At 51.6% G+C, this 15,074-nt stretch carries 17 protein-coding genes; 6 read left to right on the plus strand and 11 right to left on the minus strand.

Annotated elements, in window-relative coordinates:
* Positions 1-76: 76 nt before the first annotated feature.
* Together Q8O77_RS05570 and Q8O77_RS05575 are read right to left on the minus strand one after the other, a co-directional pair.
* Complete coding sequence (locus tag Q8O77_RS05570) at positions 77-865, minus strand: Crp/Fnr family transcriptional regulator (RefSeq protein ID WP_305551859.1); 789 nt, start codon at positions 863-865, stop codon at positions 77-79.
* 90 nt (positions 866-955) lie between these two features.
* Entirely contained in the window at positions 956-1,267 is a 312-nt protein-coding gene (locus Q8O77_RS05575) for a BON domain-containing protein (protein WP_305551860.1), read from the minus strand.
* A gap of 202 nt (positions 1,268-1,469) precedes the next feature.
* Here Q8O77_RS05575 and Q8O77_RS05580 point away from each other — a divergent pair, with 202 nt between their 5' ends.
* Both Q8O77_RS05580 and Q8O77_RS05585 read left to right on the plus strand, forming a co-directional pair.
* A complete protein-coding gene (locus Q8O77_RS05580; RefSeq protein ID WP_305551861.1) occupies positions 1,470-1,616 on the plus strand; it encodes a lmo0937 family membrane protein in 147 nt (48 codons plus the stop codon).
* A gap of 14 nt (positions 1,617-1,630) precedes the next feature.
* On the plus strand, positions 1,631-2,290 hold the full coding sequence (locus Q8O77_RS05585) for a GGDEF domain-containing protein (protein ID WP_305551862.1): 660 nt from the start codon (positions 1,631-1,633) through the stop codon (positions 2,288-2,290).
* A 21-nt stretch (positions 2,291-2,311) separates the two neighbouring features.
* On the opposite strand, the gene Q8O77_RS05590 is transcribed toward Q8O77_RS05585, so the two are convergent.
* Complete coding sequence (locus Q8O77_RS05590) at positions 2,312-2,560, minus strand: GNAT family N-acetyltransferase (protein WP_305551863.1); 249 nt, start codon at positions 2,558-2,560, stop codon at positions 2,312-2,314.
* Positions 2,557-2,823, minus strand: a complete 267-nt coding sequence (locus Q8O77_RS05595) for a hypothetical protein (RefSeq protein WP_305551864.1) — start codon at positions 2,821-2,823, stop codon at positions 2,557-2,559. The genes Q8O77_RS05590 and Q8O77_RS05595 overlap by 4 nt, the downstream gene beginning before the upstream one ends.
* Positions 2,824-2,975: 152 nt before the next feature.
* On the opposite strand from Q8O77_RS05595, the gene Q8O77_RS05600 reads away from it, so the two are divergent.
* Both Q8O77_RS05600 and Q8O77_RS05605 read left to right on the plus strand, forming a co-directional pair.
* Positions 2,976-4,220: an NRAMP family divalent metal transporter gene (locus Q8O77_RS05600; RefSeq protein WP_305551865.1), complete on the plus strand. Its 1,245-nt coding sequence runs from the start codon at positions 2,976-2,978 to the stop codon at positions 4,218-4,220.
* 16 nt (positions 4,221-4,236) lie between these two features.
* Complete coding sequence (locus tag Q8O77_RS05605; protein WP_305551866.1) at positions 4,237-5,481, plus strand: cation:proton antiporter; 1,245 nt, start codon at positions 4,237-4,239, stop codon at positions 5,479-5,481.
* A 22-nt stretch (positions 5,482-5,503) separates the two neighbouring features.
* On the opposite strand, the gene ilvN is transcribed toward Q8O77_RS05605, so the two are convergent.
* Together ilvN and Q8O77_RS05615 are read right to left on the minus strand one after the other, a co-directional pair.
* Positions 5,504-5,995, minus strand: coding sequence for an acetolactate synthase small subunit (gene ilvN, locus Q8O77_RS05610; protein WP_305551867.1), 492 nt, complete (start codon positions 5,993-5,995; stop codon positions 5,504-5,506).
* A gap of 1 nt (position 5,996) precedes the next feature.
* Positions 5,997-7,766, minus strand: a complete 1,770-nt coding sequence (locus Q8O77_RS05615) for an acetolactate synthase 3 large subunit (RefSeq protein ID WP_305551868.1) — start codon at positions 7,764-7,766, stop codon at positions 5,997-5,999.
* 354 nt (positions 7,767-8,120) lie between these two features.
* Here Q8O77_RS05615 and Q8O77_RS05620 point away from each other — a divergent pair, with 354 nt between their 5' ends.
* A complete protein-coding gene (locus tag Q8O77_RS05620; protein ID WP_305551869.1) occupies positions 8,121-8,966 on the plus strand; it encodes a tetratricopeptide repeat protein in 846 nt (281 codons plus the stop codon).
* Positions 8,967-8,991: 25 nt separating this feature from the next.
* Here the strand turns inward: Q8O77_RS05620 and Q8O77_RS05625 are convergent, their stop codons facing one another.
* Both Q8O77_RS05625 and Q8O77_RS05630 read right to left on the minus strand, forming a co-directional pair.
* Complete coding sequence (locus tag Q8O77_RS05625) at positions 8,992-9,378, minus strand: response regulator (RefSeq protein WP_305551870.1); 387 nt, start codon at positions 9,376-9,378, stop codon at positions 8,992-8,994.
* Positions 9,375-10,727: a cell wall metabolism sensor histidine kinase WalK gene (locus Q8O77_RS05630; RefSeq protein ID WP_305551871.1), complete on the minus strand. Its 1,353-nt coding sequence runs from the start codon at positions 10,725-10,727 to the stop codon at positions 9,375-9,377. The genes Q8O77_RS05625 and Q8O77_RS05630 overlap by 4 nt, the downstream gene beginning before the upstream one ends.
* Before the next feature lie 74 nt (positions 10,728-10,801).
* On the opposite strand from Q8O77_RS05630, the gene Q8O77_RS05635 reads away from it, so the two are divergent.
* Positions 10,802-11,989 (plus strand): methyltransferase, encoded by a 1,188-nt coding sequence (locus Q8O77_RS05635; RefSeq protein ID WP_305551872.1) that lies wholly within the window; start codon positions 10,802-10,804, stop codon positions 11,987-11,989.
* On the opposite strand, the gene Q8O77_RS05640 is transcribed toward Q8O77_RS05635, so the two are convergent.
* The 3 genes from Q8O77_RS05640 to Q8O77_RS05650 are packed head-to-tail and all read right to left on the minus strand — an operon-like array spanning position 11,986 to position 15,016.
* Positions 11,986-13,200, minus strand: coding sequence for a mechanosensitive ion channel family protein (locus Q8O77_RS05640; RefSeq protein ID WP_305551873.1), 1,215 nt, complete (start codon positions 13,198-13,200; stop codon positions 11,986-11,988). The two genes, Q8O77_RS05635 and Q8O77_RS05640, sit on opposite strands and share 4 nt — an antisense overlap.
* Positions 13,194-14,123: an acyltransferase gene (locus tag Q8O77_RS05645; RefSeq protein WP_305551874.1), complete on the minus strand. Its 930-nt coding sequence runs from the start codon at positions 14,121-14,123 to the stop codon at positions 13,194-13,196. The genes Q8O77_RS05640 and Q8O77_RS05645 overlap by 7 nt, the downstream gene beginning before the upstream one ends.
* Positions 14,123-15,016, minus strand: coding sequence for an acyltransferase (locus Q8O77_RS05650; RefSeq protein ID WP_305551875.1), 894 nt, complete (start codon positions 15,014-15,016; stop codon positions 14,123-14,125). The genes Q8O77_RS05645 and Q8O77_RS05650 overlap by 1 nt, the downstream gene beginning before the upstream one ends.
* Between the last annotated feature and the right edge of the window lie 58 nt (positions 15,017-15,074).

Raw genomic sequence — 15,074 nt, forward strand, 5'->3', positions numbered from 1 at the left:
GGTAGTGGCTTAGCCTATAGGGCGGTTAGTCTGTTGTCGGTGCGATGTCGTACATAAGCAGGGCCGGGGCGGGAGTTCAGTTTAACTGGTTGGTGCTAAGCGTTTTCTCACATTCCGGTTGCTGTTTATACAGCGGCAGCAAGCGGTCAGTTTCTGTTTTTACCACTTCATAGCATTCACAACTTAGCCGTTCCAGCTTTGGCCGGTTGGTTACCACTATATGGCCACGGCTGTAGTTAATCACACCTTGTTTATGCAGCCGGCCGGCGGCTTCGGTAACGCCTTCGCGGCGCACGCCAAGCATATTGGCGATCAGCTCCTGGGTCATCACCAGATGGTTATCTTTCAGCCGGTCCAGCGACAACAATAACCAGCGGCATAACTGTTGATCAATACTGTGATGGCGGTTACATACCGCGGTTTGCGCCATTTGCGTAATTAACGCCTGGGAGTAGCGCAGCATTAAATGCAGCAGCTCGCCGTGGCGGTTAAATTCGTCTTTCATGCGTTGGCCCAGTAAGCGATAAGCAAAGCCGGCACTTTGTACCAGCGCACGGCTGGTGGTGCTTTCGCCGCCCATAAACAACGCTACGCCAATTAAGCCGTCATAGCCGACTACTGAAATTTCAGCCGACGAACCGTTTTCCATCACATACAGCATGGACACTATGCAATTGGTTGGGAAATACACATAACGCATCACATCGCCGGATTCATATAACACCTTACCCAGCGGCATTTCTACCAATTCCAGGTGCGGGAATAAACGTTGCTGCACTTCAACTGACAGGGCATTGAGTAAATGGTTTTGCGTTGGTTGATGTTGCTTAGTGGACCTGCTTTGCAATGATGCCGGCTGCGGCATAAGGTTATCCTTATCATGGTATAAGATAATTATCAGTATAGTTGAACAGACTGTTAACTCTGTGCGTTAGCGCACATAGCGACAAAGACGCTATTTTACCTGCATCGCATTTTTTACTGAGGTAACGCCGGTAACTTCACGTGCTACCCGCATAGCGGTATTAATGTCGTCAGCTGAGCTGACAAAACCGCTTAGCTGCACTGCGCCTTTAAAAGTTTCAACATTAATTTCACTTACCTTAAGTGAGGCGGTGTTCAAAATAGCCGCTTTTACTTTAGTGGTGATTACCGTGTCATCAATATATTCACCGGTACCTTCACGGGTGCTGGTGGCGCCGCAGCCCGCCAGCGTCAGGCCGAACAGGCCGATAAAAATCAGAGCATAGATATTTCGTGCTGTCATGGTTAGATCCTCATTGGGGGTTGAAGTTCAAGCTTAAACCAGCGTGGCCGGCAGTTCTGTGCGTCAGCGCACGCAGCTGCAGTTTTGCCCGCCTACCTCTTACTTACGCGGTTTTTTTATCTGTTGTGTTGTGTAGCGCACATACAACAGTGCAACCCTGTCGCATAGTTAACTCCCTTATACCGTTAACAGGTAGAACCTTATGTTAGAAACCATCATTGTACTGCTGATTATTCTATGGGCGCTTGGGCTGGTGTCTTCCTACACCATGGGCGGCTTTATTCATATATTGCTGATTATTGCACTGGTGATAGTGGCCGTGAGGTTAATTCGCGGCCGCAGGATTTAAGCAGGAGAGCGGATATGCAGAACAAAGCCGGGGCTATCAGTCATATTCACTGCATGCTGCCGCAGCAGCCAAAAATACTCAGGCCGCCGCGGCGCAGCTATGCCGAGTTGCAGCAGGCGTTACAACGGGCAGAAAGCATAACCGAACGCACCTTGTGTGAATTGCTGGCGCTACGGCAAAGCCAGCAGTCGGGCAATGATGCCGATGCATCGGACACGTTGCAGGCAGAGCAATTGCTGCGCTTTATGCTGAAGCAGGCTAAGCGTTACAACAAAGGCTTTGCAGTGCTGTTTGTGCAATTGGACCATTATAAGCCGATCCGCGACAACTATGGCGCGCAGCTGGCCAGGCAGGTGAGTGACCTGGCGTTGGCGCGGTTGACTGCAGTAGTACGTGATTGTGACAGTGTGTGCCGGCAAGCTGATGATACGTTTTTACTGCTGATAAGCGATGTAACCCGTATTTATGATGCAGTACTGGTGGCAGAAAAGGTGATACAAAAACTGGCGTTGCTAAACGGGCTGGTTCAGGAGCAGCTGGCACTGTCGGTTAGTATCGGTATCAGCCGTTATCCGGAAGATGGCACTGAAGCGGCGTTATTAATTGAAAGAGCAGCCGCAGCCCTGCTGCATGCGCAAAGCTGTGGCGGCAATCAGTTTTCGTTGCTGCGTTAGCTGACATAACACTTAGCCTTATTAACGTAAGAACTTCTGCACATACGAGCAACTGGCATTAAGCTGATATTGCTGCGCTTTAGCCCACGCCAAACCGTGGCGTACCAGTTTTTCTGCCAGGCCTTTGCCGCGAAACGCCGGTGGCACAAAGGTATGATGAAAATTAATGCTGTTGCCGCTCAGGCTGTAATCCAGTACGGCTTCTGTGCCATCTAATTGCAGCACAAAGCGCTGCTGCTCAGTCTGATGTTGGATCAGCGGCGCTGTCATACGTCATCCTCCAGCCAGGGCGTTTGCGGCAGCTGTGCCAGATGGGCGGCATAACGGTCTAAATTAAAGCTCTGCTGGTGTTCAATTACATCCACCATTTCCGGTGCCAACGCACAAGCTATCAGCTCTATGGCATCTTCGCGGCTATGGCCGGTCATTCGCAGCCGCAGCAGGGTTTCGGTAACTTGTTTCGGGTAATTGTCAGCCAGTTGATTCTCTACCACTTCAAATAACATGGCCTGGTCGAGCAGGTCGTCGCTCATAAATGCCTCAGTGTTGCAATGCCGTAGCGCCAGTATGAAAGAATTGCCGGCGCTTGCCAATCATCAGCAGAAAATAGCTTACGCCAATAGTATTTAACCGGCGCTTTGGCTAAGCTGGAGCACAGTAAAAATAACCATACAGAACAATAACTATGCAACAACAATACAGCGGCTGGCGTGGCCGCCTGCAGGCACTTGGCCCCGGGGTATTAATGGCAACGGCCGCTATCGGTGGCTCGCATCTGGTGGCGTCGACTCAGGCCGGTGCCCTATTTGGCTGGCAGTTGGCTTGGTTGATCTTGCTGGTCAATGTGCTGAAGTATCCGTTTTTCCGTTTTGGTGTGGAATACACCCTGACACGTAAAGAGAGCCTGCTGGCCGGGTATCAACGCAAGGGCCGCGGTTATTTTTACAGCTTTATTGTGCTGAATATTATTGCTGCTGTGGTTAACACCGCAGGGGTGTTATTGCTGACCGCCAGTTTGCTGCAATACGCACTGCCGGGTAATTCATCCGTGACTTTATTGTGCTGGCTGATTCTGGCGGCCTGTTTGCTGATCTTGCTGCTGGGCCACTATAAAGCGCTGGATAATGTCGCCAAACTGATCATGCTGTTGCTGACTGTTACCACAGTGATTGCAGCCGTTATCGCTTGGCAAAACGGCGCTCAGGCACCGGCCGGTTATGTTGGTCCGTCGCCCTGGACCCTGGCCGGTTTAGGCTTTCTGGTGGCATTAATGGGCTGGATGCCGGCGCCGATAGAAATCTCCGCCATCAGTTCCTTGTGGCTCAAAGCCAAACAACGCCATACGCATATTACCCGCGCTCAGGGTCTGTTCGATTTTAATCTTGGTTATTGGCTTACTGCCGCCTTAGCGCTGGTGTTTTTGTCGTTGGGCGCTCTGGTGCAATACGGCAGCGAGCAGCCGATAGCACTGGCCGGCAGCGCCTTTGCTCAGCAACTGATGACAATGTATGCCAGCACCATAGGTGACTGGGCCAGACCTTTAGTGGCGTTAATTGCGTTTTTATGCATGTTTGGCACTACCATTACCGTGCTGGACGGCTATGCCCGCACCCTGCACGCCTCTTTTGAACAACTGGGCTGGATTAAACATAAATCGGCGTTGAACTACTGGCTGCTGGCGCAAGCCGGTTGCGGTATGGCGCTAATCTTGTTTTTTAAAGCCGCACTATCGCCAATGTTAACCTTTGCCATGACATTGGCATTTTTAACCACGCCGGTATTTGCCTGGCTTAATTACAGCCTGATGCGCGGTGATGGCGCCATAGTGCTCAGCACGCCGCTGAAATTACTGAGCTGGCTTGGTCTGGCGTATCTGATTGGCTTTGCGTTGTTGTTTTTATGCTGGTACACCGGCTTACTCAGTTATTAATACAAGGGTCCTGTTGATGTCTTTTAGTGCTGTGATGCTGTTCTTACTGCAATTGTTGCTGATATTACTGGCAGCGCAGTTGATGGGCCGGCTGGCCCGTTTTATAGGCCAGCCCAAAGTGGTCGGCGAAATGATCGCTGGTGTCCTGTTGGGGCCGTCATTGTTTGGCTGGCTGGCTCCTGAGCTGCAACAAAGTATTTTTACACCTGATACGCGCAGTTGGCTGTATTTTGGTGCTCAGCTTGGCGTGGGCCTGTACATGTTTCTGGTAGGGTTGGAGTTTAATACCCGGCTCTTTAAAACACATGCCAAAAGCGCAGTTAGTGTCTCGCTTGCGGGTATGATTGTGCCTTTTATCACTGCGGCTGTTCTTTGTCTCTGGTTGGTGGATGTGCCGGGGTTATTTGCCGAGGGTATATCCTACTACAACGCCGCACTGTTTCTGGGGGCAGCCATTGCCATTACGGCGTTTCCGATGTTGGCGCGGATCATTTATGAGCGTGGGCTGGCCGGTACGCCTCTTGGCACCATGGCACTGGCCGCAGGTGCAGTCGATGATGCTGCAGCCTGGTTGGTACTGGCGTTGGTGCTTGCCAGCTTTGGCGGTGGCAGTGAGCTGTTGTTTAAAGCATTGATAGGAGGTGGCTTATATGCGTTTTTAATGCTGACGAAAGTGCGGCAGTGGCTGCAACCGCTGGCGGATAATATTGCCCGCCACAATCGGATGAGTTACCCGCAATTTATTGGCATTATGCTGTTATTTGCGCTGTCGGCCTACAGCATGGATTGGGTGGGGCTACATGCGGTATTTGGTGGCTTTTTACTGGGTATTGCTATGCCACGTGGCATTATTGTAGAGCAGTTGCGTAAACGGCTGGAGAAAGTCACTATTCTACTGTTGCTGCCGATGTTTTTTACCTATTCCGGCCTGAATACCCGGCTGGACGTATTGGCTTCTGCTCAGGTATTTGCTGTAGCGCTACTGATTTTGGCGGCATCGGTGTTTGCTAAATTCGGCGCCTGCTGGGCGGCGGCGCGGTTAAATGGCTCAGATAACAGCACCGCGATGGCGGTGGGCGCGCTGATGAACGCTCGCGGCCTGATGGAGTTGATTATTATCAACATTGCCTTGAGCTATGGCGTGATCCAGCCCGCTTTGTTTTCGATTATGGTGGTGATGGCCATTGTAACGACGCTGATGGCATCGCCACTTTTTCACTGGGTCTATGGCAGACATCAGCCAAAAGCCGGGCCCGCCTGAGACGGCCCGGCAGAGTGCGGATTTACAGCGCCAGGGTTTTCTCACCGCGGGCGATGCCGGAGGCGCCACTGCGCACCACTTCCAGGATCGGCGTAGTGCCAAGTGCCTGAATAAAGGCATCCAGTTTGTCGCTGGTGCCCACCAGTTGGATGGTGTAGGTGCCAGGCGTCACGTCGATAATCTGGCCGCGGAAAATATCGGCGCAGCGTTTTACCTCTTCGCGCTGGTTGCCATTGGCTTTTACTTTTACCAGCATTAGCTCGCGTTCAATATGCGCCGCTTCACTGATATCTGACACCTTGACCACTTCAATCAGCTTATGCAGTTGCTTGCTGATTTGCTCAATCACCTGATCATTGCCCTGGGTTACCAGGGTTAAACGTGACAAGGTTGCATCGTCGGTCGGTGCTACGTTAAGCGAGTCAATGTTATAGCCGCGCTGGGCAAACAGGCCAACCAAACGTGCTAAAGCGCCGGATTCGTTTTCCAGCAGAACAGAAATAATATGTCGCATGTTAAGTCCTCTCTGTCTTGCTTAAAAACATATCGTTCATAGCACCGCCGGGTACCTGCATCGGGTAGACGTGCTCTTTCGGGTCGATATGAATATCTAAAAATACCAGCTGATCTTTCAGCGCAAAAGCGCGCTCCAGCGCCGGTTGCAGCTCTTCCGGTGTAGTCACGCGGATACCGACATGGCCGTAGGCTTCGGCCAGTTTGACAAAGTCGGGCAGGGAATCCATGTACGAGCTGGCATAACGTGACTCGTAGTTCATATCTTGCCACTGTTTAACCATACCTAAATAGCCGTTATTCAGGTTGATAATTTTTACGCCTAAGCCGTACTGCTTGCAGGTAGACAGCTCCTGAATATTCATTTGAATAGAGCCTTCGCCGGTTACGCACACCACGTCAGCATCGGGGTAATTCAGTTTTACCCCCATCGCTGCCGGCAGGCCAAAGCCCATGGTGCCAAGGCCACCGGAGTTAATCCAGCGGTTGGGTTTGTTAAACGGATAATACTGCGCAGCAAACATTTGGTGCTGGCCAACATCGCTGCAGACATAAGCCTCACCTTTAGTAATTTTACTTACCTGTTCAATCACATACTGCGGCTTTAACAGCGGAGCAGTGGTGTCGTAACGGCCGCCGTGCACTGCGCGCCACTGTTCTATTTGCTGCCACCAGCTTTGCAGCGCGGCGCTGTCCAACTTTTTCTTTTTCTGCTTCAGCAATGCCAGCATATCGCTTAGTACCGGTTGCACCAGGCCAACAATCGGAATATGCGCATTTACCGTTTTACTGATGCTGGCCGGGTCGATATCAATATGGATAATGGTGGCGTCGGGGCAGAACTTTTTCGTGTTATTGGTTACGCGGTCATCAAAGCGCGCACCAACGGCCAGAATAACATCGGCGTGGTGCATGGTTTGGTTGGCTTCATAACTGCCGTGCATACCCAGCATGCCGATAAACTGTTTATCGCCGGCCGGATACGCGCCCAGGCCCATTAGTGTATTGGTTACCGGCAGGTTCAGCAGTTGCGCCAGCTCGGTTAGTTCATTGGACGCGCCGCCCATAATTACCCCGCCGCCGGCGTATAAAATGGGTTTCTTCGCGCCGAGTAATGCTGTTACGGCTTTTTTAATCTGGCCGCTATGGCCCTGCTGTTTTGGCTGATAGGAGCGCAGGTTAATCTCAGTAGGGTAATGGTACGGAAACTTCTGGTTTGGCATGGTCATATCTTTGGGGATATCCAGCACCACCGGGCCCGGCCGGCCACTTTGCGCGATATGAAAGGCTTTTTTGATTAAATACGGAATATCTTCCGGGCGGCGCACAGACATATTGTGCTTACAAATTGGCCGCGAAATGCCGAGCATATCGGTTTCCTGAAACGCATCACCGCCAATTAAGTGGCTCATTACCTGGCCGGTTAATATCACCATAGGGATCGAATCCATATAGGCGGTGGCAATACCGGTAACAGCGTTAGTAGCGCCCGGGCCGGAGGTTACCAGTACCACCCCGGCCTTGCCGCTGGCGCGGGCGTAAGCATCGGCCATATGGGTGGCGGCCTGCTCATGGCGCACCAGCACATGCTTAACTTTATTTTGCTGAAACAGGGCATCGTAGATGTGCAGCACCGCACCGCCTGGGTAACCGTAAAGGTATTCCACACCTTCATCGGCAAGGGCGCGGATCACCATGGCGGCACCGGACAACATTTCTGTGCTGCGGTTTGGGTTGGCTGACTTATCGTCTGGCTGGGTCTGGCTGGTCATTTTCTGTGTCTCATAGTTTGCTGTGGCAAATAAAACAGGTCACGGCTTTGCTGGCAAAGTCGCGGCTTAATGTCACTAAAAGCGGCTTTGCAGCGGCTTTATACTGTTTGCTACGTGGACGGGTTAAACAGGCAAGGCTGTAAAACTCAAACTATGGCGCTATGGTTATTCGCTGCTGTGCAGTCATTTTTTTATGCGCAGAGTTAATTTACGTGATAGACGGCCGGATGTCGATGCTTTTTCCGCTGAATTTGCTGCTTTTGTCAGCATTCACAAGGCTTGCAAAGCCATGGCGGAGCCCACATAGTAATAGCTGACTGATTTTGATTACCCCAGCACAGGATTTACCTTTTTATGCAACACGCTATCGTTGATGTGTCACTAAATAACGCCCGCGAGGTGCTGGATGCCTCGATGCAAAAACTGGTGCTGTTTCAGTTCTGGTCGGCGCGCAGCGAAGGCTGCAAACAATTAAGCCCACTGCTGGAGCGTATAGTGCAGCAGTATCCGCAACAACTGCTGTTGGCGCGGGTCGATTGCGACAAAGAGCCGGATCTGGCGATGCAGTTTGGTGTGCAGTCGTTGCCAACAGTAATGATGATTAAACAAGGCCGGCCGGTAGATGGTTTTGCCGGGGTAGAAACTGAGCAAGCCATTCGCGACAAGCTGGCGGCCTATTTGCCCAAGCCGGAAGATGAATTACTGGCGCAGGCCGAACAATTATTGGCCGCGCAGGACTATGCCGGCGCTTATCCGTTGTTAAAAGACGCGCTGGCATTAGCGCCACAGCGCACAGAAATAAAATTGTGGCTGGCCGATGCCGCGGTAAGCTTAGGCCAGCTGCCGCAAGCGGAAGCCCTACTTGGCGAAATAAAACTGGCTGAGCAGGATGCGCTGTACAAAACGGTACTGGCGAAACTGCAGTTGGCCAAAGAAGCGGCAGATACGCCGGAAATTAAAGCGTTAGAAGCGGCCCTGGCGGCAGAGCCGGCCAATAACGAGCTAAAAGAAAAACTGGCATTGCAGTACCAGGCAGTACAGCGCAGCGAAGATGCGCTGGCGCTGTTACTGGGTATTTTGCAGCAGGATTTAAACTTTGGCAGTAGCAAGAAGTTGTATCTGGATATTCTGGCGGCCTTGCCCAAAGGCGACAGTGTTGCCAGCTTGTACCGGCGCAAATTATACAGCTTACTGTACTGATTTGGCCTGGTAGAACACGGCCGGGTTATTGCTGAAAGTCAGACCAGATCTGCCGGATTTGGTCTGACAGTGTCATTGGATCAAAGGGTTTTACCACCACATCAGCGGCGCCCAGCGCTTTATAAGACGCCACTTCGTTGCTTTGTACCTTGGCGGTCATAAACACCGCCGGTACCTGGCTCAGGTCATATTGCTGCTGCAATTGTTGCAGGGTAGTGGGGCCGTCCATTCCGGGCATCATCACATCAAGCAAAATCAGTTGCGGCGCAAAGGTCTGGTAGTCGGTCAACGCTTGCTGGCCGCTGCTGCAGGTATGTACGGTAAAGCCACCTACCGCCTCCAGGGCTATTTTCGCCACCTGTTGAATGGAAGGGTCATCTTCTACATGCATAATGCGCTGTAATTCTGTCATAGCGTTAGCTCCGTGGTGTCTGCAGTACTGATCAGTGGCAATAATAAATAAAACTCTGCGCCCTCGCCGGGTTCTGAATGAAAGCCAATTTCACCCTGCATCCGCGTCATTAATTGTTTACTGATAGCCAGCCCCAGTCCGGTACCGCCTTTGCTCTTAATATCAGAACTGTCTGCTTGGGAGAACTGATCAAAAATATACGGTTTAAAGGCTTCGCTGACGCCAGGGCCGCGGTCAATTACCCGCACCACCGCCTGTTGGCCTTGCTGCTGTACCTTAATAGTTACCGCCGCATCCGGCGGTGAAAACTTAGCGGCATTAGATAACAGATTGGCCATTACCTGCTGCAATCTCATACTGTCAATATTTACCCATAAATCAGCGTCGTCAACCTGCAATTGATAGCTTACCCGGTATTGCCTGGCATAGCTTTGGTTGTCGGCTAAGGATTTTTCAATCACCGGCAGCAGCGGTTGCGGCTGAATATCAAACTGCATTTTGCCGGCAATCAGTTTATCCATATCCAGCAGGTCGTTAATCAATATCTGCAACTTCAGCACATTAGCTTGCGCCAGTTGTGTCATCTGCGTGGCCTGCTGCGGTAAAGCACCGAATACTTCGCCATGCAGTAAACCAATGGCGCCGCTGATGGCGGTCAAGGGTGTGCGCAGTTCATGGCTAACGGTAGAAACAAACTCGTCTTTTAAGCGTTCAATTTTTTTGCGCTCGGTAATATCGCTGATAAAGCCATGCCACAGCACGCTGCCGTCGCTTTGCAACTCCGGCACTGAACGGCCGGTAACCCAGATCACTTCACCATCGCTGTAGCGGACGCGGTAATCCAGTTTCCACAACGACAGTTGCTGTGCCGACAGGCTTATGCTGTCTTCTACCCGCTGTAGATCGTCCGGGTGGATCAGGCTAAACACCGGTTGTGCACTGTGCTTTACCTGCTCCGGCGTTAAATGGTAAATATCCCGGATGCCGTCACTGCAATACGGAAAGCTGGCGGTGCCATCCGGCGCCAGTTTAAATTGAAACACCATGCCCGGTAGTTGGCTGGCAATTTTAGTCAGCAGTGCTGACGCTTTACGCTCTTCGCTGTATACCGTGTTTTGCTGTTGCAGAATTTCACGCATCAGGCGTCGGGTAACGCGCTGCATATCAGACAGTAACAGCAACAGCAGTAGTTCACTGACCAAAAAAGCCAGCGCCCATTTTTGCAGGACATCGGTTTCCTGCAGCCGCTGATAATCCAGCCAGCCGAGCCAGCCGAACAGTGCCAGCAGCAGCAGGCTGCCAAACCAGGTGATAAAATTGCTGGTACTGCTGACGCGTTGAATTATCATAGCGGCCTTAAATTAAGCGACAGCCTTACTATAAAGCACAAGCGCAAGCCTGGCAAAACGGCGGACAGTTATTTATGGGCACTTCGTTACAGCAGCAGTTTGAGCAACTCAGCGCGCTGTTGCAGCAGTACCGTCACTATTGGCAGTTGCTGCCGTTTGGCTGCAACAGTCTGCCGTGGCCGGATAGCAAGCTGCAGCAATGCCTGCTGGCCCTGGATGAGCAACAAGTAAAGCAGATTGATAGCAGCAGTGCACTGCAGCAGCAATACTTTGCAGATTTTTTTCCGGCCTTATTTGCTTTGCCGGATTTAACGGCAACGCCGCACAGTAAAGCGGTAGCGCCGTTACCATTTTGGCTGGAAAACGGTATTGGCGGGCGAAAACTGCAGCAAATAGATGCGCTGTGCCGGCAGTGGCCGGACACGGCTTTGCCGGTGCTGGAGTGGTGTGCCGGTAAAGGCCATTTAGGCCGTATCTTAGTACATCGCTTCGGCCAGCCGGTAACCAGTGTGGAATGGCAACAACAGCTGTGTGATGACGGCAGCGCTCTGGCGGCGAAGTATGAACTGCCACAGCAGTTTGTTTGCGCCGATGTATTAGCCACACCGCTAACTGCGGTGTTGCAACCACAGCAGCATATAGTGGCGCTGCACGCCTGCGGCCAGTTGCATATTACTATGCTGCAACAGGCTGTGCAGGCCGGTTGTCAGCAATTGCATCTGGTGCCCTGTTGTTATCATTTGATCCCGCAAGCGCAGTATCAGCCGTTGTCCGACGCAGGGGCAAAGCTGGATTTGCAACTGAACAAAGATGATTTAAAACTGGTGGTGCAGGGCCAGGTCACTGCCGGCGAACGCATTGAAAAGCTGCGTGCCACCGAAGTATTGTGGCGCCTGGCTTATGATGAGCTGCGTGCTGAGCTTAGCGCGCAGCCGCACTACCGGCCGCTGGCGTCGGTGGCTAAACACTGGTTCAGTGCTGACTTTGCCGCCTTTGCGCATTGGGCTGCAGAGCAGCATCAGTTGACGTTACCGGCGCAGGTGAATTGGTCGCATTACCTGCAACGGGCGACACAGCGGGCCGCGCTGGTGCAGCGTATTGAACTGGTGCGGCATTTGTTTCGCCGGCCGCTGGAACTGTGGTTGGCGTTAGACAAAGCGCTGTACTTACAGCAGCATGGTTATCAGGTTAGTATCAGTGCGTTTTGCGATTATCAGGTGACGCCACGCAACTTGCTGCTGCGGGCGTCAAAACAGCTTTAGTGTTTAACCGGCAGTTCCTGGCGCGAGCTGATACGCTGAAAGGCCGCTAAGTCAAACACCGGCAGAATAGCAAACAGCTTATCAAAAATATCTGCCTGAATGGCTTCGTAATTCAGCCAGTTTTTGTCGGCACTAAAACAGTAGATCTCAACCGGCAAACCTACTTCGGTTGACTGCAACTGGCGCACCATCAGTGTCATTTGTTGGTTAATCTTTTCGTGCCGGCGCAATATCCACTGCACATAAAAGCGAAACAGCGCAATATTGGTTACGTCGTCGCTGGCCAGCAAATCCAGCACTTCCTGTTGCTGAAAAAAGGTTTGCAGGCGGCGTCTTTGTTGCAATTGCTCCAACTCGTCCGCTTTAATAAAGCGGATGGTGCCGATATCAATATTAATCGCTCTTTTAATGCGCCGACCGCCGGATTGCTGCATACCGCGCCAGTTTTTAAACGAGTCAGAAATCAGCGCATAGGTAGGAATAGTGGTAATGGTATTGTCCCAGTTACGCACCTTCACTGTGGTCAGGGCAATTTCCAGTACATCGCCGTCGGCACCGTACTTGGGCATTTCTATCCAATCGCCGACATTAACCATATTGTTTACGGCGATCTGAATGCTGGCGACAAAGCCAAGAATGGCGTCTTTAAACACTAACAACAGCACGGCGGTTAACGCCCCCAAGCCGCTTAGCAGCAGGGTAGGCGATCGGTCCAGCGCAGTACTGACAATAAGAATGCTGAACACTATAAAAGTCAGCAGTTTCAGTAATTGTGAAATGCCCTGATACGGAATAGTAGGGTTAGGTGCCAGGTAAGCATAGCCTTTGGCGATCAGGGTAATAGCGGCGGCAATAGCCAGGCCAATAAACAGGTACAGATAGAGCCAAACTACCACGCCAAGCACAACGGCAAAATGCTCCGCCTGATTAAACAGTAACGGCGACAAGGCTTGCAACACCAGCGCCGGCACCAAATGTGCCATATGGCTGGCCAGTTTGCGCCGCTCGCGGGCCGTTTCATCTGTAAGGCGGCCGTCCAGTTTATCCAGCAGCTGTGCCAGCACCGGCCTTAGCCAGGCGCGGCTGAGCAGGAAACACACCGTTACCACAGCAATTGCCAGCAGCATATTGCAGCCCAGCAGAAACACGGCATGCCATTGCTGCGGCAATTGCAGTGCATGCGCCAATTGCGTCAGAACGTCGGTTAACATGGCAATTGCTCCGTACTGCGCTCAGGACTATCTGTCTGCAGGTAATGCAGCAACATGCGGTCTTTTTGCAGCCAGCGCTGGTTAAGCCATTGTTGAAATTGGTCGCGAAATTGCTCATCGTTAAAATAATCACCGATAACCTGCTGGTCTATCGGCAGCACTTCTATCTGCACAACCACCCGTTTCAGCTTACCCATTAACATATCCATGGCAACATGCTGTGGGTTGTCCGGGTACAACAGGGTGAAATCTAAAATGGCATTAAACTGCTCACCCATACTGGCCAGCGTAAAAGCAATACCGCCGGCCTTGGGCGGCAGCAGATACTGAAACGGGCTCTGTTTCTGTACTTTTTTATCTGCGGTAAAGCGGGTGCCTTCAACAAAATTAATAATAGTGGTGGGCACGGTTTTAAATTTCTGACATGACAAGCGGGTAGTTTCTATATCTTTGCCTTTTAACTCCGGGCGTTTGGCCAGTACCGCCGGGCTGTAGCGTTTCATAAAGGGCATATCTAATGCCCAGCAGCCGGTGCCTAAAAACGGCAGCCATTTTAACTCGTCTTTTAAAAAGAACTTCGGCTCGGGAATACGGCTGTGTGCCACTGTGCTGACAATAGGAATATCCAGCCAGCTTTTATGGTTTGAAATTAACAGGTACCAGCTGTGTTTATCCAGACTTTGCGCGCCGCTGACTTGCCAGTCTACCTGATTAAACAGGTTGATCAGGGCGGTGTTTACCGCAGTCCAGCCGCGATAGCAGCCTTTACCGGCATACGCCAACAAACGTTGGGCGGCGCTGAACGGCAGCAGCAGCTTCAGCAGCCCCAGCGGCGTAACCAGCAAGCCCCACAGGGCCAGATTTAACGCAAACAAGCTAAAACTGAACGGCAATAACAACCAACCGGGTAGAAAATGTAACATTACTGCTTAACTCCCTGCTGCAACTGCACCAGCTGTTGATCTTTTTGCTGCCACAGTTGATTTATCCACTGTTGAAAGCGCTCGCGGTACTGTGCATCGTTGTAATCACCCAGCAGCTCCGGGGTAATAGGCAAAACGTTAATCTGTACTGTTATATCACGGACCTTGCCGGAGATATAATCCCAAAAGCTGGGGATCCCTTGCGGATAGTGAATGGTAATATCCAGAATTTTATGCAGTTGTTCGCCCATGGCGCCCAGCACAAACGCTGCGCCGCCGGCCTTTGGCTTTAGCAAATGCGCGAAAGGCGACTGTTGCTGGTTGTGCTTTTCCACGGTAAACCGCGTGCCTTCAACAAAGTTCATAATGGCCGATGGTTTAAAGCGGAACTTGCGGCAGGCCTTACGGGTGGTTTCAATATCTTTGCCCTGTAATTGCGGATTGCGCTGCAAAAAGGCTTTGCTGTAGCGCTTCATAAAAGGGAAATCCAGTGCCCACCAACATAAGCCTATAATTGGCACATAAATCAGTTCTTTTTTCAGAAAGAACTTAATAAATGGAATTTTGCGGTTAAACACCTTTTGCAGCACCAGGATATCGGCCCAGGACTGGTGGTTGGCCAGTACCAGATACCAGTCTTTGCGTGACAGTTTTTCCAGCCCCGCCACATGCCAGCGGATGCGGGTAAATAAGCGGGTGGTAAAGTTATTGACGCTGATCCAGGACACCGCGCAGGCATCCAGCAGATAGGTCATCCAGCTTTGCCAGCGCGTTACCGGCGGCAGCTTCAAAATTGCTAGCAGCATTACCGGCACAAACCAAAACAGCGTATTAACGATATACAGCAGCAGAGAAAGCGCACCGGTTAACGGGCGGGGCAAAAAATGCAACATAATAAGTACCTGATATCTGTTACCGGTGTTGTTAGCGGCCGGCAAAAATAATAACAGC

Origin of the sequence: Rheinheimera sp., from assembly GCF_030690345.1 — a bacterium.
In the GTDB taxonomy this organism is placed as follows: Bacteria; Pseudomonadota; Gammaproteobacteria; order Enterobacterales; family Alteromonadaceae; genus Alishewanella.